This is a genomic window from Spirillospora sp. NPDC048824 (assembly GCF_043198455.1).
Lineage (GTDB): Bacteria > Actinomycetota > Actinomycetes > Streptosporangiales > Streptosporangiaceae > Spirillospora.
This window is the reverse complement of sequence record NZ_JBICUS010000011.1, coordinates 30415-56733: the sequence shown is the minus strand read 5'-3', so window position 1 is coordinate 56733 and position 26319 is coordinate 30415. Positions and strand designations below refer to the sequence as shown.

19 protein-coding genes are annotated in these 26319 nt (G+C 75.3%); 11 read left to right on the top strand and 8 right to left on the bottom strand.

Annotated features, from left to right (window positions below):
- Positions 1 to 510 precede the first annotated feature (510 nt).
- The 3 genes from ACGFIS_RS22410 (at position 511) to ACGFIS_RS22400 (ending at position 3116) form a co-directional block, all read left to right on the top strand.
- Complete coding sequence (locus ACGFIS_RS22410; RefSeq protein ID WP_392906751.1) at positions 511 to 1263, top strand: gamma-glutamyl-gamma-aminobutyrate hydrolase family protein; 753 nt, start codon at positions 511 to 513, stop codon at positions 1261 to 1263.
- Between the two features lie 94 nt (positions 1264 to 1357).
- Positions 1358 to 2338, top strand: coding sequence for an alpha/beta hydrolase (locus tag ACGFIS_RS22405; protein WP_392906750.1), 981 nt, complete (start codon positions 1358 to 1360; stop codon positions 2336 to 2338).
- Positions 2319 to 3116, top strand: coding sequence for an enoyl-CoA hydratase/isomerase family protein (locus ACGFIS_RS22400; protein WP_392906749.1), 798 nt, complete (start codon positions 2319 to 2321; stop codon positions 3114 to 3116). The genes ACGFIS_RS22405 and ACGFIS_RS22400 overlap by 20 nt, the downstream gene beginning before the upstream one ends.
- Before the next feature lie 47 nt (positions 3117 to 3163).
- Here ACGFIS_RS22400 and ACGFIS_RS22395 read toward each other — a convergent pair whose 3' ends face one another.
- The gene (locus tag ACGFIS_RS22395; protein WP_392906748.1) at positions 3164 to 4378 is read right to left on the bottom strand and encodes an acyl-CoA dehydrogenase family protein; all 1215 of its coding nucleotides are present in this window, start codon (positions 4376 to 4378) and stop codon (positions 3164 to 3166) included.
- Positions 4379 to 4479: 101 nt separating this feature from the next.
- On the opposite strand from ACGFIS_RS22395, the gene ACGFIS_RS22390 reads away from it, so the two are divergent.
- The gene (locus tag ACGFIS_RS22390) at positions 4480 to 5913 is read left to right on the top strand and encodes an aldehyde dehydrogenase family protein (protein ID WP_392972340.1); all 1434 of its coding nucleotides are present in this window, start codon (positions 4480 to 4482) and stop codon (positions 5911 to 5913) included.
- Here the strand turns inward: ACGFIS_RS22390 and ACGFIS_RS22385 are convergent.
- Positions 5903 to 7456, bottom strand: coding sequence for an RtcB family protein (locus ACGFIS_RS22385; RefSeq protein ID WP_392906745.1), 1554 nt, complete (start codon positions 7454 to 7456; stop codon positions 5903 to 5905). The two genes, ACGFIS_RS22390 and ACGFIS_RS22385, sit on opposite strands and share 11 nt — an antisense overlap.
- Positions 7457 to 7590: 134 nt before the next feature.
- Entirely contained in the window at positions 7591 to 8199 is a 609-nt protein-coding gene (locus ACGFIS_RS22380; protein WP_392906743.1) for a TetR family transcriptional regulator, read from the bottom strand.
- A gap of 211 nt (positions 8200 to 8410) precedes the next feature.
- Between ACGFIS_RS22380 and ACGFIS_RS22375 the strand changes: the two genes are divergently transcribed.
- Entirely contained in the window at positions 8411 to 11623 is a 3213-nt protein-coding gene (locus tag ACGFIS_RS22375; protein ID WP_392972338.1) for a carboxyl transferase domain-containing protein, read from the top strand.
- Here the strand turns inward: ACGFIS_RS22375 and ACGFIS_RS22370 are convergent.
- Both ACGFIS_RS22370 and ACGFIS_RS22365 read right to left on the bottom strand, forming a co-directional pair.
- Positions 11559 to 12401 (bottom strand): ABC transporter ATP-binding protein, encoded by an 843-nt coding sequence (locus tag ACGFIS_RS22370; protein ID WP_392906741.1) that lies wholly within the window; start codon positions 12399 to 12401, stop codon positions 11559 to 11561. The two genes, ACGFIS_RS22375 and ACGFIS_RS22370, sit on opposite strands and share 65 nt — an antisense overlap.
- A gap of 40 nt (positions 12402 to 12441) precedes the next feature.
- Positions 12442 to 13233 (bottom strand): SDR family NAD(P)-dependent oxidoreductase, encoded by a 792-nt coding sequence (locus tag ACGFIS_RS22365; protein ID WP_392906740.1) that lies wholly within the window; start codon positions 13231 to 13233, stop codon positions 12442 to 12444.
- Between the two features lie 294 nt (positions 13234 to 13527).
- On the opposite strand from ACGFIS_RS22365, the gene ACGFIS_RS22360 reads away from it, so the two are divergent.
- From ACGFIS_RS22360 to ACGFIS_RS22345, 4 genes are read left to right on the top strand one after another with little or no spacing between them, the layout of a single operon-like run.
- A complete protein-coding gene (locus ACGFIS_RS22360; RefSeq protein ID WP_392972336.1) occupies positions 13528 to 17484 on the top strand; it encodes a Pls/PosA family non-ribosomal peptide synthetase in 3957 nt (1318 codons plus the stop codon).
- Positions 17481 to 18770, top strand: coding sequence for a M1 family metallopeptidase (locus ACGFIS_RS22355; RefSeq protein WP_392906738.1), 1290 nt, complete (start codon positions 17481 to 17483; stop codon positions 18768 to 18770). The genes ACGFIS_RS22360 and ACGFIS_RS22355 overlap by 4 nt, the downstream gene beginning before the upstream one ends.
- Positions 18771 to 18829: 59 nt before the next feature.
- Complete coding sequence (locus ACGFIS_RS22350; protein ID WP_392972334.1) at positions 18830 to 20830, top strand: HelD family protein; 2001 nt, start codon at positions 18830 to 18832, stop codon at positions 20828 to 20830.
- 43 nt (positions 20831 to 20873) lie between these two features.
- Positions 20874 to 21752, top strand: coding sequence for a DNA-3-methyladenine glycosylase family protein (locus ACGFIS_RS22345; protein ID WP_392906735.1), 879 nt, complete (start codon positions 20874 to 20876; stop codon positions 21750 to 21752).
- A 9-nt stretch (positions 21753 to 21761) separates the two neighbouring features.
- Here the strand turns inward: ACGFIS_RS22345 and ACGFIS_RS22340 are convergent, their stop codons facing one another.
- Positions 21762 to 22373 (bottom strand): TetR/AcrR family transcriptional regulator, encoded by a 612-nt coding sequence (locus tag ACGFIS_RS22340; RefSeq protein WP_392906734.1) that lies wholly within the window; start codon positions 22371 to 22373, stop codon positions 21762 to 21764.
- 273 nt (positions 22374 to 22646) lie between these two features.
- Here ACGFIS_RS22340 and ACGFIS_RS22335 point away from each other — a divergent pair, with 273 nt between their 5' ends.
- Complete coding sequence (locus ACGFIS_RS22335) at positions 22647 to 23840, top strand: acyl-CoA dehydrogenase family protein (RefSeq protein WP_392906733.1); 1194 nt, start codon at positions 22647 to 22649, stop codon at positions 23838 to 23840.
- Entirely contained in the window at positions 23837 to 24958 is a 1122-nt protein-coding gene (locus tag ACGFIS_RS22330) for an acyl-CoA dehydrogenase family protein (protein ID WP_392906732.1), read from the top strand. The genes ACGFIS_RS22335 and ACGFIS_RS22330 overlap by 4 nt, the downstream gene beginning before the upstream one ends.
- A 60-nt stretch (positions 24959 to 25018) precedes the next feature.
- Here ACGFIS_RS22330 and ACGFIS_RS22325 read toward each other — a convergent pair whose 3' ends face one another.
- Both ACGFIS_RS22325 and ACGFIS_RS22320 read right to left on the bottom strand, forming a co-directional pair.
- The gene (locus ACGFIS_RS22325; RefSeq protein ID WP_392906731.1) at positions 25019 to 25663 is read right to left on the bottom strand and encodes an adenylate kinase family protein; all 645 of its coding nucleotides are present in this window, start codon (positions 25661 to 25663) and stop codon (positions 25019 to 25021) included.
- A gap of 82 nt (positions 25664 to 25745) precedes the next feature.
- Positions 25746 to 26300, bottom strand: coding sequence for a universal stress protein (locus ACGFIS_RS22320; RefSeq protein WP_392906730.1), 555 nt, complete (start codon positions 26298 to 26300; stop codon positions 25746 to 25748).
- Positions 26301 to 26319 lie beyond the last annotated feature (19 nt).

The window sequence follows — 26319 nt, the reverse complement described above, 5'->3', positions numbered from 1 at the left end:
GACGGATCCGGGGATCTCGCGGCGGGGGCGCCGCGTCCGATGCCCGGCTTCGTGAGATTCTCGCATTCAAATGCGCAGGTCCTCAAGCGCGGGCCGGTGGGACGGCCGGCGAATGTACCACTGGGTAGTCGCCGATGAATTCTCCGTGATCGGCCGGCCCTCCGAAAGCGCACGCATACTGATCGGTATTTGCGAGAAGGGGCAGTCGTTCACGGCACCGGCCGGTCGTGGGACATGAATTCCGTCCCGAGTGGAAGATTTCAGGATTCTTCGGCAATTTTTTCTGGGCGGCGCCCCGGCCGCGCCCTCCGTGGCACGGGCCCCTCCGGACCGATCTCGCCACTTCCGACTGCGAAGATCCGGTCCGTGCGGCAAGCTGGCAGGCAGAAGGCCGGGGGACGGGACGGCCCGAGGGGGCGGGTGAGGCACCATGATGTGCAGCCGAAAGACGGCGAATCACCCATATCGGAAGTCGTCCCGTGGCCAGTGCTCAGCAGAGGGGAATCACGCATGTCGAAGGCCATCCGCGGGGAGCCGGCCCCGAACGCCGGCGCGGGCGGCGCGCCGCCGCTCATCGGCATCACCACGTACCAGGAGCCGGCCCGCTGGGGGGCCTGGGTGCGCGAGGCCGCGCTCCTGCCGGTGCCGTACGTGCGCTCGGTCGAGCGGGCCGGCGGCGTCCCGGTCATGCTGCCCCCGACCGCGGCGCTGCGCGGCATGGACGCGCTGATCGGCCGGCTGGACGGCATCGTCCTCGCCGGCGGCGGCGACCTCGACCCCGACCTGTACGGCGCCGTCCGCGATCCGGAGACCGGGCCGCCCCAGCCGCAGCGCGACCGGTTCGAGCTGGCGCTCGCCCGCGCGGTCGTGGACGCCGACCTGCCGTTCCTGGCGATCTGCCGGGGGATGCAGGTGCTGAACGTGGCGCGCGGCGGCGCCCTGATCCAGCATCTGCCGGAGGCGGTGGGCCACAAGGGCCACGCGCCGGAGAGCGGGCTCGTCGGCTCGCATCCGGTGCAGATCAGCGCCACCAGCCTGGTCGGCAAGATCATGGGCGACTCCGCCGACGTCCCCACCTATCACCACCAGGCGGTGAGCCGGCTCGGCAAGGGCCTGTCCGCGGTGGCCTGGGCGGAGGATCAGGTGGTCGAGGCCGTCGAGCTGCAGGGCCACCGCTTCGGGCTCGCCGTCCAGTGGCACCCGGAGGAGGGGGACGACGGGCGCCTGTTCGAGGCCCTGGTCGCCGAGGCCGCCGGCCGCTGACCGGGGCGGGAACCGAGACCGGGGATTGACGTCCCGGTACCGGGGAAGGCGATTCGGTAGATTCCGCCGCATATCGCCAGCCGGAGGCCGCCGCATGCCCCTGCATCCGCAGACCGTGAGCTACCTGAAGGAGCTCGCCGCCTGGACGGCCCCTCCACCGGGCGCGGACGACCGGACGGAACCGACGATCGAGGAGATGCGCGCCCGGCTCGGTGAGGCGTTCCCCGCCGCCGGGCGTGAGCTGCCGCAGGTCCGCGACCTCGCCGTGCGCCGTCCGGGCGGCACGGTCCCGGTGCGCCTGTACCGCCCGGCGCCTGCCGGCCGCGGCCCGCTGCCCGCGGTGGTCTACCTGCACGGGGGAGGCTGGGTCCTCGGCGGCGTGGACGACGTGGACGCCGCGTGCCGCGACCTCGCGGCGGCCACCGGATGCGTCGTCCTGAACGTCGGCTACCGGCTGGCCCCGGAGCATCCGTTCCCGGCGGCCGTGGACGACTCCTGGGCCGTCGTCGCGTCCGTGGCGCGGGAACCGGAACGCTATGGCGTCCTGCCCGGCGCCGTCGCGGTCGCCGGCGACAGCGCCGGCGGCAACCTCGCCGCGGTCACCGCGCTGCTGGCCCGCGACCGCGGGGTTCCGCTCGTCCACCAGCTGCTCGTCTACCCGGTGACCGACACGGCGATGGACACCCCGAGCTGGCGCGAGTACGGGTCCGGGTACGGGCTGGACGCCGGGGCGCTCGCCCGGTTCATGCGGCTGTACCGGGGCGGCGCCGACCCGTCGGATTTCCGGCTCGCCCCGCTGCGCGCCCCCGACCTCGCCGGGGCCGCCCCCGCCACCGTGATCACCGCGGAGTGCGACATCCTGCGCGACGAGGGCGAGGCGTACGCACGCCGCCTCGCCGCCTCCGGCGTGCCGGTGGAGCTGCGCCGCTACGACGGGGTCGTGCACTCGTTCTTCCTGCTGCCGGAGATCTTCGATGCCGGTGTCCGCGCGATGGATTTCGCTGTGCGACGATTGCGCGCGGCATTCGACGCGCGGACGCGGGAGGCGACCTGCCATGGGCAGCGGGCGGTATGACGGCTATCGGCGGCTGAAGATCGACTGGGCGGCGGACGGCGTGCTGCGGGTCACGATCAGCACGCCGGGCAAGCTCAACGCGGTCGACGCGGCCGGGCACCGGGAGCTGGCGGAGATCTGGCGGGACGCCGACGCCGACGACGAGGTGCGCGTCGTCGTCGTGCGCGGCGAGGGGGCGGCGTTCTCCGCGGGCGGCGACCTGGCGATGATCGAGGAGATGATGGCCGACCACGCGGCCCGCCGCCGCATCATGCGCGAGGCCCGCGACATCGTGATGAACGTGCTGAACTGCTCGAAGCCGGTGGTCAGCGCCGTGCAGGGCCCGGCGGTGGGCGCCGGGCTCGCGGTCGCGCTGCTGGCCGACGTCTCCGTCGCCGGGCGCACCGCCAAGATCATCGATGGGCACACGCGGCTGGGCGTCGCGGCCGGCGACCACGCCGCCATCGTGTGGCCGCTGCTGTGCGGGCTGGCGAAGGCCAAGTACTACCTGCTGCTCAACGACGTCCTGACCGGCGAGGAGGCCGAGCGGATCGGCCTGGTCTCGTTGTGCGTGGACGACGCGGAGGTGCACGAGCGGGCGCTGGAGATCGCCGGGCGGCTCGCGGCCGGGCCCGCGGAGGCGCTGTCGTTCACCAAGCACGCGCTGAACAACTGGCTGCGCCTCGCGGGCCCGGCGTTCGACGCGTCCCTGGCGATGGAGTTCTTCGGGTTCACCGGCCCGGACGTGCGGGAGGGCGTCGCGGCGATCCGGGAGAAGCGCCCGCCCCGCTTCGGCTGAGTCGGGCTCCGCGCACCCCGCGCCCCCACGGCCGGCGGTTCCGGGGATCAGTACGACTTGGGCAGGCCGAGTTCGTGCTGGGCGATGTGGGCGAGGACGAGCTCCTCGGCGACCGGGATGCTCTTGCCGATGCGGGCGTCGCGGAACATCCGGGCGATCGGGTACTCCAGGGAGTACGCCATGCCGCCGTAGGTCTGGAAGGCGCGGTCGGCCGCCTGCCAGGCCGCGTCCGCCGCGGTGAGCTTGGCGATGTTGGCCTCCGAACCGCAGGGGCGGCCCCGGTCCCACAGCCAGGCGGCCTTGTAGGTCATGAGCCGCGCCAGCTCCAGCTGCGCCTTGATCCTGGCGAGCGGGAACGCGATGGCCTGGTCGGCCCCGATCGGCTTGCCGAACGGCGCCCGCTCGCCGGCGTACTCGCAGGCGAGCTTCAGCACCAGCCCGCCGGACCCGACGCCGCCCGCCGCGGCCAGGATCCGCTCGGGGTTGAGGATGTCCCACAGGACGGCGAACCCCAGGTCCACCTCGCCGAGGACCCGCTCCGCCGGGACGCGGACGCCGTCCAGGAAGACCATGCTGGACGCGACGGTGTTGGTGCCGAGCTTGGGGATCGGCCGGTAGCTCAGCGTCCCGTCGACGACGGCCTGCTTGACGTCCACCAGCAGGACGGTGAAGCCGGACGTGCGCGGCCTGGCCTCGGCGGCCGGCACCGTCCGGGTGACGAGGACCAGGTAGTCGGCGCGCTCGACCCCGGAGATCCAGATCTTCTGGCCGCTGACCACGAACGAGTCGCCGTCGCGCCGGGCCTGGGTGGAGATGTTGATGGAGTTGCTGCCCGCGTCCGGCTCGGTGATGGCGAAGCAGGTCTCGATCTCCCCGGAGGCGATCCTCGGCAGGAACTCGCGCCGCTGCTCGGGTGTCCCGTGCCGGGCGATGGTCAGCCCGCCGAACGCGGGGGTGAGCAGGTACATGAAGGACGCGGCGCCGCCCGCGCCGCCCTCGGCCAGCGCCTCCAGGGCGACGGCCAGCTCCAGGAGGCCCTGCCCGGCGCCCCCGTGCTCCTCCGGGATCGCCAGGCTGTGCCAGCCGCCCTTGATCAGTTCCCGCCAGACCTCCTCCGGCCAGCGCTTGTCCGCGTCGCACCGGCTCCAGTAGTCCTGGTCGTAGTTCCCGGCGATCGCCAGCACGCCCTCGCGCACCGCGGCCGCGCTCTCCGGCAGGTCGAAGTCCACCGCGTCTCCCTCGCACTCGCTGTTCGGTCCCACGGTAGCCGATTTCAGTAAGTGGTCACTGACTCGGGGCGTCATTGAAGGCCGTCTCCCGGGGTAGGCGAACGGACGGGGAACCCGAATCGAGGGGGACGATCATGCGGCCGCGCGACATGTGGATGCTGGCCGGCGGACGGTGGAGCCAGGGCACCGGGGACCGGATGTTCACGGTGACCGACCCGGCGAACGGCGAACCGCTGGGGGTGGTGCCCGTCTGCGCCGGCGGCGACGTCGACACGGCGGTCGCCGCGGCCGGCGACGCCGCACCCGGCTGGATGGCCGCACTGCCCGCCGACCGCGGCGCCGCCCTGCGCGCCGCCGCGCAGGCCGTCGAAGACCGCGGGGCAGAGCTGGCCGCTCTGGTGACCGCCGAGATGGGCAAGCCGTCCGGCGACGCGCTCGGCGGGGTCGAGGCCGGGATCGCGACCCTGCGCCAGTACGCCGAGCTCGGCCCCCTGCACGGCGGGCGAAGCCTGCAGGGCGGGTGGGACGCCGCCGACTTCATGGTCCGCGAGCCCTACGGGACCGTCGCGGTGATCACCCCGTGGAACGACCCGGTCGCCATCGCCTGCGGGCTGATCGGCGCCGCCGTCGTCACCGGCAACACCGTCGTGCACAAGCCGTCCGAGCGGACTCCGCACACCGGCGCCATGCTCGCCGAGCTGCTCGGCGGGTGCCTGCCGGACGGCGTCCTCAACCTGGTCACGGGCGACGGCGCGACGGGCGAGGTCCTCGCCGGCCACCGCGGCGTGGACGTCGTCGCGCACGTCGGCTCCACCCGCACGGGCCGCCGCATCGCCGAGCTGACCATCGGGACCGGGAGCAAGGCCCTGCTGGAGAACGGCGGCGCCGACCCCCTCGTCGTGGACGCGGACGTCGACCCGTCATGGGCCGCCGGGCAGGCCGCGATCGGCTGTTTCGCCAACGCCGGGCAGATCTGCACCTCCGTCGAACGCGTCTACGTGCACGAGGCGGTGGCCGCCGAATTCCTGGACGCGCTCGCCGAACGCGCCCGCACCATCCGGATGGGCGCGGGCGCGGACCCGGCCACCGAACTCGGCCCGCTGGTCGACGAGCAGCACCGCGCCCAGGTCCACGAGCAGGTCGAGAAGGCCGTCGCGGACGGCGCACGCCTCCTCACCGGCGGGCGCATCCCGGACGGCCCCGGCTACTTCTACCCGGCGACCGTGCTCACCGGCTGCACCGACGCCATGGGCGTCATGGCCGAGGAGACGTTCGGTCCCGTCGCCCCGGTCCGCACCGTCGCCTCGTTCGACGAGGGCCTGGACGCGGCGCGGCGGTCGCGCTACGGGCTCGCCGCGACCGTCCTCACCCGCGACACCGTCCACGTCCAGGCGGCCTGGCGCACCCTGAAGACCGGCACCGTGAAGATCAACGCGGTGTTCGGCGGCGCCCCCGGCGGCGCCGCCACACCCCGCCGCGTCAGCGGCTGGGGTTTCGGCTACGGCCCCGAGCTGCTGGACGAGATGACGGCGGTCAAGGTCGTCCACCTGCAGACCGTCATCCCTTGACGGTCAGCAGCGGCCGCAGTTCCGCGACGGGCGTCGCCACACCGCCGCCCTCCAGGCCCGCCACGACCGGGCCGATGTCCTTGTAGGCCCACGGCGCCTCCTGCTTGAGGTCGCGCCGCCAGGCGGCCATGACGTCGGACCGCCGTGCCACCACCGGGTCCCGGTGGTCCAGCGGCGTCACGACCCGGAAATCGCGCAGGAACGCGTCCAGTTCGGCGTCGCCGCCGCGCGCCGACGCCCCGCGCGGGACGCGGCGCCCGGCGCCGTGGCAGGCGCTGGCGAGCGTGCGCGGATCCCCGTGCCCGCGCAGCACGAAGCTCGCGGCGCCCATCGACCCGGGCACGATGACCGGCTCGCCCCACATCGCGTAGGGGCCGCCGGCCATCGCGGCGTGCCCGCCCGCAGGTGTCGCGCCCTTGCGGTGCACGACCCGGTCGCCGTCCCGCCAGAACAGGTTGTGCGGCGCGTCGTACAGGAGCCGCGACGCCATGTCCCCGCACTCGGCGGCCAGCCCCGCCCGCATCGTCAGCGACAGGAAGAACCGGTTGCCGACCGCGAAGTTGGCGGCGTTGCCGAACGCGTCGAGATACCGGCGGCGGTCCGGCTCGGACCGCTCGTCCAGCAGGAACGGCAGGATGCCGTTGCGCGGCCGGGGCAGACCGGCCGGCCAGACCGCGCGGAGCCGGTCCAGCGCGGTCGCGTTGGCCTGGTGGCCGAGCGACAGCGACCCGCTGTGCACCATCGTCACGACCGTGCCGGGCGTCAGCCCCCAGGCGTGCGCGGCGGCCGGGTCGTGGACGGCGGCGACGTACTGCAGTTCGGCGAAGTGGTTGCCGCCGCCGATCCCGCCGATGATGCTGTCGTGGCTCGCCCCGTGGTGGCTTGCGCCGTGGTGACCGGTGCCGGCGCGGCCGGAACCGCCCGCGCTGCCGATCCACCCGGCGAACGCGTCGGCCGTCCCGGCGGGGTGGCCGGAGGCGTGGACGCGGTCGAGGGCGTCTTCGGCGTCCTCGGGGCCGAGGCCCTGCCAGGGCGTCTCGCCGGTGAGCAGCAGGCCGGGCAGGCCGTCCCTCAGGAGCCCTTCGCGCTGGGCGGGGGTGAGCGCGATGCGGCGGCCGCCCTCGAAGAACAGGTGCCGCAGCCGCCGTTCCAGCGCGTCCAGCCTCGGCCGGACGCGATCGGCCCGCAGCGTGGTCACCTCCAGCCGCATGCCGCAGTTGACGTCGTTGCCGACCGCCTGCGGGAGCAGCGCGTGCTCGGTCTCCAGGACCGTGCCGATCGGGATTCCGGCGCCCTTGTGGAAATCGGGGGTGAGGGCCGCGCGAGTGATCCGCGGCGCGGGCCCGTCGTAGCCGGGCGTGGCCTCGGCGAGCCGTTCCAGCGTGGCGGCGGTGTCCAGGAAGCGCAGCGCCTCGTCCACGGCGGCGGGTTCCAGTGGGACGTCGCCGCCGGCGCAGATCTCGACGGGGACGGAGTGCGGGTTGGGGAGGGTGAGCCAGTGCTCGTCCGTGCGGACGAGCCGGTGGTCCTGACGTGCGGGCATCGCGGAATCCTTCGGGGCTACCGGAAGGCGCGCTCGGCGGCGCGCGGGAAGGGAGCCGTCCGTGCGGGAGGGCACGGCGGCGGGGGAGCGGGAATCGGCCCGCTCCGTCCTCGGGTTCAGCAGCCGCGAGGCGGTCACACGATAGCGCGGGGGCCGGTGCCCGTGCCAGCCGATTTCGGGGGGACGGCCATGTAGCGGGTCACCATCCGGGCGACGAAGTGGGCGAACCGCTCCGGTGGGCCGGAGGGCAGCATGATGTGGCTCATCGTCAGCCGCACCGCCGCGTCGGCGATCTCGGTGAGGGCGGCGCGGTCCAGGTCCGGCCAGTGGCGCAGCCCGTGCTCGGCGATGCGGGCGCTGGCGGTGAACAGCACGGGCTCGGCCTGCGTGGTGAGCAGCGGCAGCAGCTCGTCGCCGCCCGCGCCGGTCAGCACCGCCTTCTTCAGCTGGTCGTCCGCCGACATCTCCAGGGTGAACATGACCGCGGCCGTCACCGCCGAGTACAGGTCGTCGTGCTCGGACAGCACCGCGTCGATGCCGTCGAGGTAGCGTTCGTTGTCGCGGATCACGACCGCCTGGGCCAGGCCCCACTTGTCGCCGAACTCGTTGTAGACGGTCTGCCGGCTCACCCCGGCGGCGGCCGCGACGTCCTGCATGCGGACGCCGCGGTAGCCGCGCTCCACCAGAAGGTCGGCGGCGGCGTCCAGCAGGGACTCGCGCACGGAGCGGCCGGCGGTGCCCATGAGTCGTGTACCTCCGGAGGGGTGATCGTGAGGTGGCGGCCCCACCGCACCATTATCACTCGGGAGCCGCTCCCGGTCACCGGCGCGGCGCGAGGACGGCCATCGCGGCCGCTCGCGCCGCCGGACCGGCCGGACAAGCCCGGACGCGCCGCACCCCGCCCGCCTCTCTAGAGTGGGGCCCCGTCGGGCCAGGTGAGGTGAGGAGGACCGGGTGGGCGGAATCCTGGTGGCCAACCGGGGAGAGATCGCGCTCCGGGTCGTCCGGGCCGCGGCGGAGCTGGGCCTGCGGACGGTCGCCGTGCACACCCGCGACGACGCCGCCTCGCCGCACACCCGCCGCGCCGACGAGGCGCGGGCGCTGCCCGGCGAGGGCGTCGCCGGCTACCTCGACGCGGACGCGCTGCTCGCCGCCGCCAAGGACACGGGCGTCACCGCCGTCCACCCCGGCTACGGGTTCCTGAGCGAGAACGCGGCGTTCGCCGCGCGCTGCGCCGCCGCCGGGCTGACGTTCACCGGCCCCCGCCCGGAACTGCTCGAACTGTTCGGCGACAAGACCCGCTCCCGCGCGCTCGCCCGGGAGGCGGGCGTGCCCGTGACGCCCGGCACGCAAGGCCCGGTGAACCTCGCGGAAGCGGAGGCGTTCGCCCGCGAGCACGGTCCGGTGATGCTCAAGGCCGTCGCCGGGGGCGGCGGACGCGGGATGCGCGCCGTCACCGATCCCGGTGACATGGCCGCCGCGTACGAGCGGTGCCGGTCGGAGGCGCTGGCCTCGTTCGGCGACGGCCGCCTGTACGCCGAGAAGTACGTGCCGCGCGCCCGCCACATCGAGGTGCAGTCCGCCGGCGACGGGACCGGCGCGGTCGTCCACCTGTGGGAGCGCGACTGCAGCGTCCAGCGGCGGCACCAGAAGCTGATCGAGGTCGCGCCCGCGCCCGCGCTGCCGGGAGGCGTGCGGGACGCGCTGCTGGACGCGGCGCTCCGCATGGCCGCCCGGGTCCGCTACGACGGCATCGGCACGTTCGAGTTCCTGGTGACCGGCGAGGAGTTCTGGTTCCTGGAGGTCAACCCGAGGCTCCAGGTCGAGCACACCGTCACCGAGGAGATCACCGGCGTCGACCTGGTGAAGACGCAGATCAGGCTGGCGCTGGGGGAGGACCTCGCCGCCGTGGGCCTGGGCGGCGGGCCGCCGCGCCCGACGGGCTGCGCGGTCCAGGTGCGGGTCAACACCGAGACGCTCGACGCGGACGGCACCCCGCGCCCGCGGACGGGGACGCTGACGGCGTTCGCGCCGCCGGCCGGGCCCGGCGTCCGCGTCGACACCCACGGATACGCCGGGTACCGCACGAGCCCGCGCTACGACCCGCTGCTCGCGAAGGTCATCGCCCGCGCGGAGGACCTCCCGTCCGCCGCCGCCCGCGCGCACGGCGCGCTCGGCGAGTTCGAGGTCGCGGGCGTGGCCACCAGCATCCCGCTGCTGCAGGGCGTCCTGCGGCATCCCGGGTTCACCTCCGGCGGCTTCGACACGTCCTTCATCGCCGACCATCTGCCCGAGCTGCTGGAGAGCGAGCACCGCCGCTACTACGTCGGGACCGTCCGGGAGGAGGCGGACGTCCCCGCCGCGCAGCCGGACGCGCCGCCCGGCACCGTCGCGGTGCCCGCGCCGATGCAGGGCACGGTCGTCGCCGTCGAGGTGGCCGAGGGCGACCTCGTCCGGGCCGGGGCGCCCGTCCTGATCCTTGAGGCGATGAAGATGGAGCACGTCGTCCGCGCGGGTGAGGCGGGCATCGTCGCGGGCGTCGCCGCCGCGGCCGGCGACACCGTCGCCGAGGGCGCCCCGCTGCTGTTCGTCGAACCCGCCGAGGTGGCCGGCGACCACGCCGCCGAGGACGCCGGGGCCGACCTCGGCGAGATCCGCGCCGACCTCGCCGAGGCGCTGCGCCGGCACGGGCTCGGCCTGGACGCGTCCCGGCCCGAGGCCGTCGCCAAGCGGCACGCGCGGGGGCACCGCACCGCCCGGGAGAACATCGAGGACCTGTGCGACCCCGGCACGTTCGCGGAGTACGGCGCGCTCGCCATCGCGGCGCAGCGGCAGCGCCGGTCCCTGGAGGACCTGATCGAGCGCACCCCCGCCGACGGCATGGTCTGCGGTGTCGGGGACGTGAACGGCGCGCAGGCCGTCGTCATGTCCTACGACTACATGGTCCTCGCCGGGACGCAGGGCTACCAGAACCACCGCAAGACCGACCGGATGCTCGACATCGCCCGCCGCCGCCGCCTGCCCCTGGTGCTGTTCGCCGAGGGCGGTGGGGGACGGCCCGGCGACACCGACACCTCGTCGGTGTCCGGCCTGGACGTGACGACCTTCCACGCCATGGGGCGGCTCAGCGGCGCCGTCCCGTCCGTCGGGATCGCGTCCGGGCGCTGCTTCGCCGGGAACGCGGCGCTGCTCGGCTGCTGCGACGTCATCATCGCCACCCGCGACGCCAACATCGGCATGGGCGGCCCCGCGATGATCGAGGGCGGCGGGCTCGGCGTGTTCGCGCCCGAGGAGATCGGCCCGATCGGCGACCAGGAGCCGAACGGCGTCGTCGACATCGCCGTCGAGGACGAGGCCGAGGCCGTCGACGCGGCCCGCCGCTACCTGTCCTACTTCCAGGGGCCGCGGGACGAGTGGACGTGCGGCGACCAGCGGATCCTGCGGCACGTCGTCCCCGAGAACCGGCTGCGCGCCTACGACGTCCGCCGCGCGGTCACCCACCTCGCCGACACGGGGTCGGTGCTGGAGCTGCGCCGCGCGTTCGGAGTCGGGATCATCACCGCGCTGGTGCGGATCGAGGGACGCCCGATGGGCCTGATCGCCAGCAACCCGGCGCACCTCGGCGGCGCCATCGACCGCGACGCCGCCGACAAGGCCGCCCGTTTCCTGCAGCTGTGCGACGCGCACGGCCTGCCCGTCGTGTCCCTGTGCGACACCCCCGGCTTCATGGTCGGCCCGGACGCCGAGCGGACCGCCACCGTCCGGCACTTCAGCCGCATGTTCGTCATCGGCGCCAACCTGCGCGTCCCCGTCGTCACGATCGTGCTGCGCAAGGGCTACGGGCTCGGCGCGCAGGCCATGGCGGGCGGCGGGTTCAAGGCGCCGCTCGCGACCGTCGCGTGGCCCACCGGCGAGATCGGCGGCATGGGCCTGGAGGGCGCGGTCCGGCTCGGGTTCCGCAAGGAGCTGGCCGAGGCCGACGACCCGGATGCGCTGTTCGGGAAGATGGTCGCCGCCGCCTACGAGCACGGGAAGGCGCTCAACGCGGCCACGGTCTTCGAGCTGGACGACGTCATCGACCCGGCCGGGACCCGCCGCTGGATCACCACGGCGTTCGGGTCCGCGCCGCCGCTCGCGGACCGCCGCCGCTGGATCGACACATGGTGACGGCGGCGTCCGCCGGACAGGCGTCCCTCACCCGCGCGTCCGCGCGGACCTCGGCGGGCGGGCCGGCGGCGATCACCCTGCCGCCGTCCAGGACGTGGAGGACGTCGCAGACGCCCAGCACCCGCTCCAGTTCCCGTTCGGCGACCAGCACCGCCGGCCCGTCCGCCGCCAGGTCGCGCAGCAGCACCTCCAGGGCGCGCGCGTCCGGTACCGGCAGGCCCGACCAGGGTTCGTCCAGGAGCAGCACCGCCGGTTCGGCGGCCAGGGCCCGCGCCACCTCCAGCAGCCGCGCGACGCCGGGCGGCGCCGTGCGGGCGCACCGGCCGGCGTGCTCCTCGATGCCGACGCGGGCGAGGAGCTCGTCGGCGCGCGCGCCCGCGTCCCGCCGGGCGTCCATGCGGAGCCGCCACCGGTCCCGCGCGGTCCGCCCCGGGTACCGCCGCGTCATCGCGTGCTTCGCGGCGGCGGCCCGCACGCTGTCGCGGACGGTCACCGAACCCTCCCGGCCGGAGCTCTGCGACGTGCGGGCGATGCCGCGCCGGGCCCGCTCGCGGGCGGTGCTGCCGGTCAGGTCCGCGTCGCCCAGCCGGACGGTGCCCGCCGCCGGGCGCCGCGTCCCCGCGATGACGTCGCACAGAATCGTCTTTCCCGCGCCGTCCGGCCCGACCAGGCCGGTGACGGTGGCGGGCGGCGCGGTGAGCCCGGCCCCGTCCAGGACCGTCAGCCCGCCGAACCGCACCGTCACGCCGGAGATCCGGAGCCCCTCCGCAGCAGCCATCCGCACCTCGGCTCATGTGACATGGATCACCGTTGGAGCGTCACTCTAGCCGGTCGCGCGTCCATTCCTTGACGCCCGCGACGAACGCGTCGACGTCGGCGGCCTTGCCCGAGGCCATCTCGGTGAACCAGCCCGGCACGTACTCCTCGAACCGCCCCTTCCCGACGACGTCCAGGACGGCGTCGGCGACCTCCTGCGCCGGCAGCGCCTCGGAGACGTCGCTGAGCGGCTCCTCGTTGCCGGGCAGCGTGAACAGCTCGGTGCCGGCGATGAGCGCCGGCTGCACGACGTGGACCTGCACGCCGGTGCCGTCCAGGTCGACCGCCATGCTCTCCCAGAACGCGGTGAGCGCCGCCTTCGACGCCGAGTAGGCGGCCTCGTGCGGCGGTCCGAGCCGCGCCGCGACCGAGCCCACCGCCACCAGGTGCCCGCTCCCGCGCGCGATCATCCCGGGCAGCAGCGCCAGCGTGAGCCGCACCGGGGACAGGTAGTTCAGGCGCATCACGTCCTCGGCCTCGGCGGGCGACAGGTCCTGGACGCGGCGCCGCTTCGGCATCCCCGCGTTGTTGACCAGCACGTCCACACCGCCGAACTCGCGCTCGACGGCCGCCGCGAGACCGGCGATCCCGTCCAGGTCCGCGAGGTCGGCGACCCACATCGCCGAACCGGGCGCGTGCTCGCGGCACCGGGCGAGGACCCGGCTCAGCCTGTCCTCGCGCCGCGCCACCAGCCCGACCCGCGCCCCGGCCACGGCCAGGGTCTGCGCGACGACCGCGCCGATGCCGGACGAGGCTCCCGTGACCAGCGCGGTCCGCCCGCTCACCGCCGACATGCCGCTCCCCTCAGCATCACCATGCCGCCCAACGTCACACACCCCGTGCGGCCCGGCAAGACGCAGCGCCGCCCGGGGGCTTTCACGGCCATCGAGTAGAGTGTCCCGATCAGCGGTACTCGCGCCCCCGCGGCCCCCAAGGCCCGGCCGGAGCGCGATCGCGGGGATCGGCGAGATCCCCGGTGGCGCGAGCGGCGCGCCGCCCGGCGGCGAGGGCGCACCGGCTCCGGTGGGACGGAGCGACGACACGGTGCCCCGGACGTAGCGGCCGCCGGCCGCCTGGACACCGGGGGAATGTTGCGTCCACTTCGTCTTTCAGGTGCCACGGCCGAATCCGAGCACGCCGTCTACCGGTCGCGGAGCGCGCCTCCCGAGCGCACCCTCCTGGACGTCCTGGACGCGACCGCGCTCCGCCACCCGTACGCGCCCGCGCTGGACGACGGCTCCACCCGCCTCGACTACGAGGGCCTGCGCGCCGAGGTCGCCGTCCTCGCCAAGGAACTGGAGCAGGCGGGGATCGGACGCGGCGACCGGGTCGGCGTCCGCGTCCCCTCGGGCACCGCGGACCTGTACATCGCGATCCTCGCCGTCCTCACCGCGGGCGCCGCCTACGTCCCGGTCGACGCGGACGACCCGGCCGGGCGCGCCGCGGCGGTCTTCGGCGAGGCCGGCGTCTGCGCGGTCATCGGAGAGCACCGGGAGGTCGCCCTCCGCGCGGTTCCCGGGGGCCGCACCGGCCGCCCGGAACCCGGCGACGACGCCTGGATCATCTTCACGTCCGGCTCGACGGGCCGGCCCAAGGGCGTGGCCGTCCCGCACCGCGCGGCCGCGGCGTTCGTGGACGCCGAGGCGCGGCTGTTCCCGGCGCACGAGTCCGACCGCGTCCTTGCCGGACTGTCGGTGGCGTTCGACGCGTCCTGCGAGGAGATGTGGCTGGCCTGGCGGCACGGCGCCTGCCTGGTGCCCGCGCCGCGCTCGCTCGTGCGCACCGGCGCCGACCTCGGCCCCTGGCTCGCCGGGCGGGGCATCACGGTCGTGTCGACCGTCCCGACGCTCGCGGCGCTGTGGCCCCCCGAGACCCTCGACGGCATCCGGCTGCTGATCTTCGGCGGCGAGGCGTGCCCGCCCGAGCTGGCCGCGCGCCTGGCCGTCCCCGGACGCCGGGTCTGGAACACCTACGGGCCCACCGAGGCGACCGTCGTCGCCTGCGCCGCCCCGCTCGGCGGCGCCGGCCCCGTCCGGATCGGCCTCCCGCTGGACGGCTGGGACCTCGCCGTCGTCGACCCCGCCGGCGCCCCGGTCGCCCCCGGCGAGACCGGCGAGCTCGTCATCGGCGGCGTCGGCCTCGCCCGCTACCTCGACCCCGCCAAGGACGCCGAGAAGTACGCGCCGCTGCCGTCCCTCGGCTGGGACCGCGCCTACCGCAGCGGAGACCTCGTCCAGGCCGACCCGGCCGGCCTCGTCTTCGTCGGCCGCGCCGACGACCAGATCAAACTGGGCGGCCGCCGGATCGAGCTCGGCGAGGTCGACGCGGCGCTCCAGGCCCTGCCCGGCGTGACCGGCGCCGCCGCCGCGGTCCGCGCGACCCCGGCCGGTCACCGGCTCCTCGTCGGCTACCTCGTCACCGGGGACGGATTCGACCCGGCCGGGGCGCGCGACCGGCTGAGGGAGGTGCTCCCGGCCGCGCTGGTGCCGCGCCTGGTCTGCGTGGAGACGCTTCCCACGCGGACGTCCGGGAAGGTCGACCGGGACGCGCTGCCCTGGCCGATGCCCGCGGCGGGCGACCCGGACGCGGCGGACAGGGACACGGACCCGGACGCGGAACCGCTCAGCGGTGCCGAGGAGTGGCTGGCGGCCAGGTGGGCCGAAGTGCTGGGGGAGGCCCCGGCCGCCCCCGGCGCGGACTTCTTCGAACTCGGCGGCGGCAGCCTCGCGGCGGCGCGGCTGGTGTCGGCCCTGCGGCCGCGCCATCCGTCCGCGGCCGTCGGAGACGTCTACGAGAACCCGACACTGCGCGGCCTCGCCGCCCACCTCGGAGACGGGGAGCCGCTGGGCGCGGCAGCGGAGCCGGCGCCCGCGCGCGCCGTGCGGCCGGTGCCGGTACGGGCGTCCGCCGTCCAGGCGCTGCTGATGATCCCGCTGCTGACGCTCGGCGCGATGCGGTGGGCCGTCGGCCTGGCCGCCCTCGGCAACCTCGCCGCCCGCTACGCCCCGGCCGCGTTCCCGTGGGTGCCGGGCGTGTCATGGTGGGCCGTGCTCGCGGGCGCGACGCTGTTCGTCGCGCCGCCCGGCAGGATGGCCCTGGCCGCCGCCGGCGCGCGGCTCCTGCTGCGCGGGCTGCGGCCCGGCGCCCATCCGCGGGGCGGCGCCGTCCACCTGCGGCTGTGGACGGCCGAGCAGCTCGCCGCCCGCCTCGGCGCCGCCGAACTGTCGGCCGCGCCCTGGTTCGCCTTCTACGCCCGCGCGCTCGGCGCCCGGATCGGCGCCGACGTCGACCTGCACTCCCCGCCGCCCGTGACCGGCATGCTCTGGCTCGGGCGCGGGGCGGCGATCGAACCCGAGGCCGACCTCAGCGGACACTGGCTGGACGGCGACGTCCTGCACGTCGGTGAGATCCGCGTCGGCGCCGGCGCCGTCGTCGGGGCGCGGGCCGTGCTGTTCCCCGGCGCCCGCGTCGGGAAGAAGGCGCACGTCGCGGCGGGCGCGGCGGTGACCGGCCGGGTCCCGGCCGGGCAGCGCTGGGCGGGCGCCCCCGCCGTCCGCAAGGGCAAGGTCAAGCGGCACGGCGACACCGTCCGGCCGCCGAGGCGCCGCCGCTGGACGCTGGCGTACGCGGTGTCCGCGCTCGGGCTGGGCCTGCTGCCGCTGATCGCGGCGGTACCCGGGCTGGCCGTCCTCGGCTTCTTCGTGCACGGCACGGCGAGCCTGGGCGGCGCCCTGGCGGCGGCCCTGCTCTCGGTGCCCCTGGCCACGCTCGCGGGCATGACCGCGTTCGCGTCGATCACCCTGGTCTGCGTGCGGCTCCTGGGCCTCGGGCTGCGCGAAGGCGAGCACCCGGTGCACAGCCGCCAGGCATGGCAGGCGTGGGCCACGAGCCGGCTGATGGGGACGGCGCGCGTATGGCTCTTCCCGCTGTACGCCAGCGTCCTCACGCCCACGTGGCTGCGCGCCCTCGGCATGAGCGTCGGCCGGGACGTGGAGGCCTCGACCGTCCTCGCGCTGCCCACCATGACCTCCGTCGACGACGGGGCGTTCCTCGCCGACGACACGATGGTCGCGGCCTATGAACTGGGCGGCGGGCGGATGCGGATCGCGCGGGCCCGCATCGGCGAGCGCGCGTTCCTCGGCAACTCGGGGATGACGGGCCCCGGCCGCAAGGTCCCCAAGGGCGGCCTGATCGGCGTCCTGTCGGCGGCGCCGAAGAAGGCCGAGGCGGGCGCGTCCTACCTCGGCATGCCGCCGGTGCGGCTGAACCGCAGGGCCGACACCGCCGACCAGGCCCGCACGTACCGGCCGCCCCGCCGGCTCAGGGCGGCGCGGGCGGCGGTCGAGGCGTGCCGCGTCGTGCCGGCGATGTGCACCGTCGCGGTCGGCGTCCTGGCCGCCGCCGCCCTCGTAGGTCTCGCCGCCGCCCGCGGGTTCGGCGTCGCCGCGCTCCTGTCGGGGCTCGTCCTCACCGCCGCCGGCGTCCTCGCCGCGGCCGTCGCGACCGCGGCGAAATGGGCGCTCGTCGGACGGATCACGCCCGGGAACCGGGCCCTGTGGAGCTCGTTCGTCTGGCGCAACGAGCTGGCCGACAACTTCGTCGAGGTCCTCGCGGCGCCGTGGTTCGCCGAGCCGTGGCTCGGCACCGCCCCGCTCAACCTCTGGCTCCGCTCGCTCGGCGCCCGCATCGGACGCGGCGTCTGGTGCGCCACGTACTGGCTCCCGGAGGCCGACCTCGTCCGGCTCGGCGACGGCGCGTGCGTCAACCAGGGCTGCGTACTGCAGACCCACCTGTTCCACGACCGGATCATGCGGGTCGGCGCGGTCGTGCTGGAGCGCGGCGCGACGCTAGGCTCCAACGGGGTGATCCTTCCCGCGGCCTCGGTCGGGGCGGGCACCACGGTCGGACCCGCGTCCCTGGTGATGCGCGGCGAGCAGCTGCCCGCCGGCACCCGGTGGCTGGGCAACCCGATCGCGGCCTGGACCCCGGGCGGCACCGGCCGGGACGACACCGAACGACGACCCGAGGGACCCCACCGTCCGTGAACACCCGCCCCGCCCCGTACTTCCCCGGCCACGGCGACGACGGCTACTCCGTCGGCGCCTACGACCTCGAACTGGACTACCGGGTCGGCCCCAACCGGCTCGGCGCCACCGCGCGGCTGTCGGCGTCGGCCGGCGCGCGGCTCGACCGGTTCGCGCTCGACCTCGGGCCGTTCCGCATCGGCAGGGTCCTGGTGGACGGGAGCCCGGCGCGGTTCCGGCACCGGCGCGGCAGGCTGACCGTGACGCCCGCGCGCCCCGCCGGCCCGGGCGCGTTCACCGTGGAGGTCCGCTACACCGGCAACCCGTCGCCCGTCCGCAGCCACTGGGGCGGGCTCGGCTGGGAGCAGCTGACCGACGGATCGATCGTGGCGGGGCAGCCGACCGGCGCGCCGTCGTGGTTCCCCTGCAACGACCGGCCCGGCGACAAGGCCCGCTACCGGATCACGGTCACCACGGCGTCCGCCTACACCGTCGTCGCGAACGGCCGGCTCACCGGCAGGCGCCGCGCCGGCGCGAACACCGTCTGGGTGTACGAGCAGGACGAGCCGACCGCGACCTACCTGGCGAGCGTCCAGATCGGGCGGTACCGGTCCGTGGAACTGGACGGCCACGTCCCACAGCACGTCCACTTCCCCGCGGCGCGGGAACGGCGGGTGCTGCACGACCTGGGTCGCCAGGGGCAGATGATCGAGGCGTTCTCCGAGCTGTTCGGCCCCTACCCCTTCGGCGCGTACACGGTCGTGGTCGCCGACGACGAGCTGGAGATCCCCGTCGAGGCGCAGGGAATGTCGATCTTCGGGGCGAACCATCTCGACGGGGAACGGGGCGAGGAGCAGCTCGTCGCGCACGAACTGGCGCACCAGTGGTTCGGCAACAGCCTGACGGTGGCGCACTGGCGGGACATCTGGCTGCACGAGGGCTTCGCCTCCTACGCCGAATGGCTGTGGTCGGAGAGGTCGGGCGGGGCGCCCGCGGCCGAGCACGCCCGCCGATGGCACGCGCGGCTGGCCAGGGAATCCCAGGACCTCGTGCTCGCCGATCCCGGGCCGCGGCACCTCTTCGACGACTACGTCTACAAGCGCGGCGCGCTCACGCTGCACGCGCTGCGGCGCACGACCGGCGACGACGCGTTCTTCCGGACCCTGCGCGAGTGGACGGCCGGGCACCGCCACGGCTCGGTGACCACCGAGGACTTCACCGCGCTCGCCGCCCGCGGCGCCGGCCGCCCGCTGGACGACCTCTTCTCCGCCTGGCTTCACCGGCGTCCGCTGCCCCCGCTGCCGTGAGGGCGGGTAAGGTGGTGGGTTTGCCCCCACTCACCTCTCGCTGCCGGAGGTCTGCCCGCATGCCCGCCGAGTCCACCGTCCTGGCCGCCGAACGCGCCCATCTGGCCGAGTCCCGCGCCGCGCTGCGCCGGATGCGCGAGCATGCGCAGAGCCTGTCCGCCGACGTCGCGGCGGACCGGGTGTCCAGGCAGTTCCTGGAGTCGCTGCTCGACCGGCGCGTCGCGGCGCTCGCCGACCATCCCGGCACGCCGCTGTTCTTCGGGCGCATGGACCGCGCCGGCGAGGGCGAACCCGACCTGCCCGCGATCATGTACGTGGGGCGCCGCCACGTCCACGACGGCGACGAGGGCCGGCCGCTCGTCCTGGACTGGCGCGCGCCCGTGTCGCGGGCGTTCTACCAGGCCGGGCCCGCCGACCCCATGGGGTGGCGGCTGCGGCGCCGGTTCGGGTTCCAGGCCGGTGAGCTGACCGCGTTCGAGGACGAGCCCCTGGACGGCGGCGAGATCGGCCCGTCCCGGATCCTGACCGAGGAGATCGAGCGTCCCCGCACCAGGCCGATGCGCGACATCGTCGCCACGATCCAGCCGGACCAGGACGTGATCGTCCGCGCGGACCTGCCCCGCACCGTGTGCGTGCAGGGCGCGCCCGGCACCGGCAAGACGGCCGTCGGCCTGCACCGCGCCGCCTACCTCCTGTACACGCACCGCGAGCGGCTGTCGCGGTCCGGGGTCCTCATCGTCGGGCCCAACCGGGCGTTCCTCGCCTACATCTCGGCGGTCCTGCCCGCCCTCGGAGAGGTCAAGGCCGAGCAGGCCACGATCGACGACCTGCTCGGCCCGCCCACCGGGGAGGAACCGGCGGCGGTGTCCGCCGCCAAGGGCGAGGCGCGCATGGCCGACGTGCTCCGCAAGGCGCTGTGGCTGCACGTCACCAAGCCCGAGGAGGGCCTCGTCGTCGCCCGGGGCGCCGCCCGCTACCGGCTCGCCGACCACGAGGTCCGGGAGATCGCCGCCGCGCTGCGCGGCACCACCCGCTATGGCAGCGGCCGCGCCGCGTTCGCGCAACGCCTCGCCCACCAGATCCTCGTGCGAATGGAACGCCGCGGGGAGGCGCCCGACGACCGCGTCCAGGACCAGGTGGCGCGGAGCAGGCCGGTCAAGCGGGTCCTCGACGCCGTGTGGCCGAAGGTCACGCCCGAGCAGGTCCTGCACCGGCTGCTGTCGGACGCCGGCTTCCTGCGGAAGGCGGCGAAGGGCGTCCTGGACGAGGACGAGCAGGCCGCGATCAGGTGGGCCGGGCCCGCCAGGTCGCACCGCTCGGCCAGGTGGACCGCCGCCGACCGCGCGCTCCTCGACGAGCTGCACGACCTCATCGAGCGCACCGCCTCACTCGGCCACCTGATCGTGGACGAGGCACAGGACCTGTCCGCGATGCAGCTGCGCGCCCTCGGCCGCCGCTGCGCGACGGGCTCGGCGACCGTCCTCGGCGACCTCGCCCAGGGCACGACCGCCTGGTCCGCGCGGTCCTGGAAAGAGGTTCTCGCCCACCTCGGGCAGGAAGGCGACGTCACCGAGCTGACCCTCGGCTTCCGCGTCCCCGGGACCGTCCTCGACTACGCCGCCCGCCTGCTCCCGCACGTCGCGCCCGGCCTGGACCGGCCGCGCTCGCTGCGTCCCGGAGCGGGCGCCCTGGAGGTGCGGCGCGTCCCCGACCTGGCCGCCGCCGCCGTCGAGGCCGCCCGCGAGGCACTCGCCCGCCCCGGCTCCGCCGGCCTGATCGTGCCCGACGCCGCGGCGGCCGGGTACGCGGCGGCGCTGGACGCGGCCGGGCTGGAGCACACCGTCCTCGGACCGGACTCCGACGGCGACGCCCGCCTGCTCGTCGTCCCGGCGACGCTCGCCAAGGGACTGGAGTACGACCACGTGATCGTCGCGGAGCCCGCCGCGATCGCCGCCGCCGAGACGCGCGGCCTCGCCCGCCTGTACGTCGTGCTGACCCGCGCGGTCACGTCGCTGACGGTCCTGCACCGCGCCGGCCTCCCCGCCGAACTGGCCTCCTGACGCTCACCCGGGCGATGTCACGGCCGGTGGATAGTGTGCGCTCATGTTCACCGAGACCATCGACCTGCCCGCGGCGCCGCCGTTCGACCTCGGCCCGGCGCTCCGCTTCGTCCGCGGTTTCCCGCCGACATCCGGTGAGCAGGCGGTCGAGGACGGGACGCTGACCAAGGCCCTGCGCGCCCGCGGCCGGACGGTCGTCGCCCGGGTCGTCCAGGCCGGAGACGGCGTGCGGGTCACCCTGCACGCCGACGGGCCGCTCGCACCGGACGACGTCGCCGCGGCCGCCGACCGGGTCCGCTTCCACCTGAGCCTGGACGACGACCTCGCCGAGTTCTACCTCCGCGGGCGCGACGACCCCGGTTTCGCGCCCGTCATCGGCCGCCTGCACGGATACCACCACGTCAAGTTCCCCACCCCGGTGGAGAACCTGGCGTGGGCGATCCTGTCGCAGCGCACCCCCATCGCCGCAGCCGCGAACGGCAAGCGGGCCCTGGCCGGGGAGTTCGGCAACACCCTCGTCGTGGACGGAACCGCGCACACGGCGTTCCCCGACGCCGAGCAGCTCGCGAGCCTCCCGGAGACGCGCGTCGCGGAACTGGTCGGCAACCGGCGCAAGGGCGGCCACCTGTACGGCGCGGTGCGCGCGTGGCGTGAGGTCGACGAGGGTTTCCTGCGCGACGGCCCGTTCGGGGAGGTCAAGGCCTTCCTGCTCGGCCTGCCCGGCATCGGCCCCTGGTCGGCCGGCTTCATCCTCATCCGCGGGCTCGGGAGGATGGAGGAGACACCGGTGGAGTGGTCGCTGCGGGACGCGGCGTCCCGCGCCTACGGCAGGGCGGTCACCGACGCGGACCTGCGGAGGCTCGCCGCCCGGTACGGGCGCTGGCAGGGCTACTGGGCGCACTACCTGCGCGTCGCGGCCTGAGCCGGACGCTCACGTCCCGCTCGAATCCGCACCCGTCTGATCCGCATCCCCCTGATCCGGGCGGGGGCGCAGGCCGTCGAAGGCGATCCTGAGGACGTCCTCGCCGGCCCCGGCGCGCCCGGCCGCATAGGACATGCCCGTCAGCAGCGCCATGACCTCGCCCGCGCCCACGTCGGCGCGGACGGCCCCGGCCTCCTGCGCCCGTTCGAGGAGCGTCCCGAGGGCGGCCTTCAGCCCCGGCCCGGCGGTGCCGGTGGCCGCGCGGGCGTCGACGCCGGCCTCGGCCAGCGCCTCGGTCACGGCCCGCTTGGCCGCCGCCTGCGACACCACGCGGGCGAAGAACCCGAAGAACGCGGCGCCGGCGTCGCCGGCGGACCGCAGTTCCCGGGCCTCCGCGGCGAGCCGCTCCAGCAGCGCGACCAGGACGGCCTCCAGCAGCGACTCCTTGGTGGGGAAGTGCCGGAACACCGTGCCGATCCCGACGCCCGCCTCCCGTGCGACCTCCTCGGTGGAGGCGGAGGTCCCCCGGACGGCGAAGACCTCCTCGGCCGCGGCGAGGACCTTGGCGCGGTTGCGCAGGGCGTCGGCGCGCAGCGGCCTCCCGGACGCGGACGATGTCATCGCGGCCTCCCCCCGGTTGCCGGACCCCGAGTTCTCCCATGCGGAGCAGCTACTCCGATTGTAGTCGAGGGGGACATGTCCGGATCCGCCGGCGCCCGAGCCGTCTCCCGGCGGCCGAACGGCGGTCATCCCCGGCTCGGCCGTGAGCTGGGGCGCGACGGCGGTTGACTCGCCTCCCGGAGGTTTCTAGGGTGGACGGACCATACCGACCGGTTGGTATGTCCCAGTGCGGGTGGCCCGGCCGCCACCCGTCGCCGCGCGGAGGTACGCCCTGTGAGCACAGCACCACCCGACGCCGACGAGCTGGAGAGGCGGGTCGGCGGGTTCCTCGCCGCGCACGACCCCTCCGCCACCGAGCCCCTGGAGTTCCTGCGGGCCCGGTTCGACGCCGGACTCGCCTGGGTCCACTACCCCGAGGGGCTCGGCGGGCTCGGTGCCCCGCGCGCCCTGCAGCCCGCCGTCGACCGGCGGTTCGCCAAGGCCGGCGCGCCTTCCAACCACCCCCAACGCAACGGCATCGGCCTCGGGATGGCCGCGCCGACGATCCTCGCGTTCGGCACCGAGGAGCAGAAGCGGCGCTTCCTGCGTCCCCTGTGGACCGGCGAAGAACTGTGGTGCCAGCTGTTCAGCGAGCCCGGCGCGGGCTCCGACCTCGCCGCGCTCGCCACCCGAGCCGTCCGCGACGGCGACGCCTGGACGGTCAACGGCCAGAAGGTCTGGACGTCCATGGCCCACGAGGCGCGCTGGGCGATCCTCGTCACCCGCACCGATCCGGACGTCCCCAAGCACCGCGGCATGACCTACTTCGTCTGCGACATGACCGCGCCGGGCGTCGAGGTCCGGCCGCTGCGGCAGATCACCGGTGAGGCCGAGTTCAACGAGGTCTTCCTCACCGACGTGCGGATCCCCGACGAGCACCGGCTCGGCGAGGTCGGGCAGGGGTGGCGGGTCTCCACCACGACGCTGATGAACGAGCGCGTCGCCATCGGCGGCGCCGCCGCGCCGCGCGAGAGCGGCATGATCGGCGTGGTCGCCGCCCTGTGGCGCGACCGCCCCGAACTGCGCACCCCCGGCCTGCACGACTCGGTCCTGCGCGCCTGGGTGCGGACCGAGGCGGCCCGGCTCACCGGGGAGCGGCTGCGCCAGCAGCTCACCGCCGGGCAGCCCGGCCCGGAGGGCTCGGGCGCCAAGCTGGCGTTCGCCGAACTCAACCAGCAGGTGTCCGGCCTGGAGCTGGAGCTGCTCGGCGAGGACGGCCTGCGCTACGACGACTGGACCATGCGCCGGCCGACCGAGGTCGACTTCACCCGCCGCTCGCCCGGCTACCGCTACCTGCGCGCCAAGGGCAACTCCATCGAGGGCGGCACCTCGGAGATCCTGCGCAACATCATCGCCGAGCGCGTGCTGGGCCTGCCCGGCGAGATCCGGGTCGACAAGGACGTGGCGTGGAAGGACCTCCCCAAGTGAGCGACCTGCTGTACAGCGAGATCGAGAACGACCTGCGCGCGAGCGTCCGCGAAGTCCTCGACGACAAGGCGCCCTGGACGTCCGTCCTCGCCGGGACCGAGAAGGACGAGCCGTACGACGCGGCGCTGTGGCGGGCCGTCGCCGCCCAGCTCGGCTGCGCGGGGCTGCCCGTTCCCGAGGACCTCGGCGGCGCCGGCGCCACCTGGCGCGAGACCGCCGTCGTCATGGAGGAGCTGGGCCGCTTCGCCGCACCCGTCCCGTTCCTGAGCAGCTCCGTGATCGCGACGGCCGCGCTGCTGGCCGCGGGGGAGCGCGACCTGCTGGCGGGGATGGCGTCCGGCGAGCGGATCGCCGTGCTCGCCGTGCCGTTCAGCACCGCCCCCGGTGACGCCGGCGCGACCGTCCGGGTCGAGGACGGTGCGGTGACCGGCACGGTCACCAGCGTCGCCGACGGGACGGCCGCCGACGTGTTCCTGGTCCCGGCCGGCGACGGCCTCTACGCGGTGGACGCCGCCGGCGTCCGCCGCACCGCCGTGACGTCCCTGGACATGACGCGCCGCCTCGCCGACATCGCCCTCTCCGGTGCGCCCGCGCGCCGCGTCGCCGAGGGGACGGGCGCCGTCCGCGCCGCCCTGCTGACCGGTGCCGCGATGCTGGCGTCCGAGCAGCTCGGGCTCGCCGAGCGGTGCCTGGACGACACCGTCGCCTACGTGAAGACGCGCTACCAGTTCGGCCGGCCGGTCGGCTCCTACCAGGGCCTCAAGCACCGCCTCGCCGACCTGTGGACGTCGGTCACCCAGGCCCGCGCGGTCGCCCGCCACGCGGCATCGTGCGTCGCCTCCAGCGCCTTCGCCGGGGCGGCCGGGGGGCCGTCACCCCGGACGGAGGCGGGTGACGGCGACACGGCGATCGCCGTCGCGGTCGCTCAGGCGCACTGCTCGGCCGTCGCGCTCAAGGCCGCCGAGGAGTGCGTGCAGATGCACGGTGGCATCGGCTTCACCTGGGAGCACCCGGCGCACCTGTACCTGAAGCGGGCCAAGGCCGACTCCATCGCCCTCGGCACGCCCGGCCACCACCGGGCCGCCCTGGCCGCCCTGGTCGACCTGCCCCCGGCCTGAGGCCCGGAGGACCGGCGGCTCCGCGCGTCCGCGCGCGGGGCCGCCCGGCGCGGCCGCCGGTCACCGCGGCATCGGCAGCCGGAGCCTGTCGCGGAGCGTCCGCTGCACCTCGTCGATCCCGGGCCGCGCGTCCACGGTGACCACGTACTCCTTGCGGCCGAACAGGTCCAGGATCGGGTCGGTCTTGTCGTGGTACAGCCGCAGCCGCTCGGCGAGGGCCTCCTCCGTGTCGTCCTCGCGCGCGACCAGCTCGCCGCCGCACACGTCGCAGCGCCCGTCCTCGGTGGGACGGTCCGCGATCAGGTTGTAGTCCATCCCGCACCCGGCGCAGAGCCGGCGGGCCAGGACACGGCGGCGGACCTCCTCGTCCGGCAGGTCGAGATGGATCACGCCGTCGATGTCGTAGCTCTCCAGGAAGAACTCGGTCTGCCTCCGGCTGCGCGGGAACCCGTCGATGACGAACCCGTAGTTCCAGTCGTGCTGGTCGAGCCGCTGACGGACGACGCCCTCCACCAGGTCGTCGCCGACCAGCTCACCGGCCCCCATGATGCGCCGCACCTGCGCGCCGAGCTTGGTGTGGCTCTTGACATGCCACCGGAAGATGTCGCCGACGCTGATGTGCACGATGTCCAGATCGCGCGCGAGCAGCGCCGACTGCGTTCCCTTGCCGCTGCCGATCGCGCCGATGATGACGTACTTGCGCATACCGGAAGCCTATGCGGGCGATGCGGCGCCGATGGCGAGGTGCCGGTGGCGAGATTCTGGCGGGGAGATTCTGGTGGGGAGATCACAGCGGGAGACGCAGGCGGCGGCCCAGCCGGCGGAACCGGGATCCCGGCACGTGACCGGGGGACTCGTCGTACGCGGCCAGGCGCTCCAGCAGCGTGTCGAACGCGGGCGCGCTGACGCACACCAGCGTCGCGCGGGCGCGGCGGGCGCAGTGCAGCCGGACCGACGGCCGCAGCAGCCGCGAGAACGGGCCCCGCGTCCCGTGCCCGACGACGAGGATGTCGTCGTCGCCCGCGAGCCGCACCAGTGCCGCGCCCGGCTCGCCGACCAGCGCCAGGGCCGACATCTCCACACCGTCCGGGGGGCCGTCGCTCACGTCCGAGAGGACCCGGGCGATCAGCTCCGCGCCCGAGCCGCGCAGCGCCTCGGTGATGCCGCAGCCGAGCTGCCCGGCCGCCGACACGTGCGGCGGAAGCGGCGCGGCGTGCGCCACCAGCAGCGGCAGCCTCCGCAGCCGCGCCTCCCCGATCGCCCACGACAGGGCGCACCGGGCGCCCGCGGAGTCGTCGACCCCCACCACGACGCGGGGGCCGCCCTCCGGTCTCGCGATCACGGTCCCTCCCGAGGCCCGC

Excerpts from the sequence above, each read along its gene's own strand:
- ACGFIS_RS22345 (WP_392906735.1), top strand. The coding sequence starts at position 20,874 with ATGTTCACCGAGACCATCGACCTGCCCGCGGCGCCGCCGTTCGACCTC.
- ACGFIS_RS22350 (WP_392972334.1), top strand. The coding sequence starts at position 18,830 with ATGCCCGCCGAGTCCACCGTCCTGGCCGCCGAACGCGCCCATCTGGCC.
- ACGFIS_RS22400 (WP_392906749.1), top strand. The coding sequence starts at position 2,319 with ATGGGCAGCGGGCGGTATGACGGCTATCGGCGGCTGAAGATCGACTGG.
- ACGFIS_RS22365 (WP_392906740.1), bottom strand. The coding sequence starts at position 13,233 with ATGTCGGCGGTGAGCGGGCGGACCGCGCTGGTCACGGGAGCCTCGTCC.
- ACGFIS_RS22390 (WP_392972340.1), top strand. The coding sequence starts at position 4,480 with ATGCGGCCGCGCGACATGTGGATGCTGGCCGGCGGACGGTGGAGCCAG.
- ACGFIS_RS22370 (WP_392906741.1), bottom strand. The coding sequence starts at position 12,401 with ATGGCTGCTGCGGAGGGGCTCCGGATCTCCGGCGTGACGGTGCGGTTC.
- ACGFIS_RS22340 (WP_392906734.1), bottom strand. The coding sequence starts at position 22,373 with ATGACATCGTCCGCGTCCGGGAGGCCGCTGCGCGCCGACGCCCTGCGC.
- ACGFIS_RS22325 (WP_392906731.1), bottom strand. The coding sequence starts at position 25,663 with ATGCGCAAGTACGTCATCATCGGCGCGATCGGCAGCGGCAAGGGAACG.
- ACGFIS_RS22360 (WP_392972336.1), top strand. The coding sequence starts at position 13,528 with ATGTTGCGTCCACTTCGTCTTTCAGGTGCCACGGCCGAATCCGAGCAC.
- ACGFIS_RS22410 (WP_392906751.1), top strand. The coding sequence starts at position 511 with ATGTCGAAGGCCATCCGCGGGGAGCCGGCCCCGAACGCCGGCGCGGGC.
- ACGFIS_RS22405 (WP_392906750.1), top strand. The coding sequence starts at position 1,358 with ATGCCCCTGCATCCGCAGACCGTGAGCTACCTGAAGGAGCTCGCCGCC.
- ACGFIS_RS22385 (WP_392906745.1), bottom strand. The coding sequence starts at position 7,456 with ATGCCCGCACGTCAGGACCACCGGCTCGTCCGCACGGACGAGCACTGG.
- ACGFIS_RS22380 (WP_392906743.1), bottom strand. The coding sequence starts at position 8,199 with ATGGGCACCGCCGGCCGCTCCGTGCGCGAGTCCCTGCTGGACGCCGCC.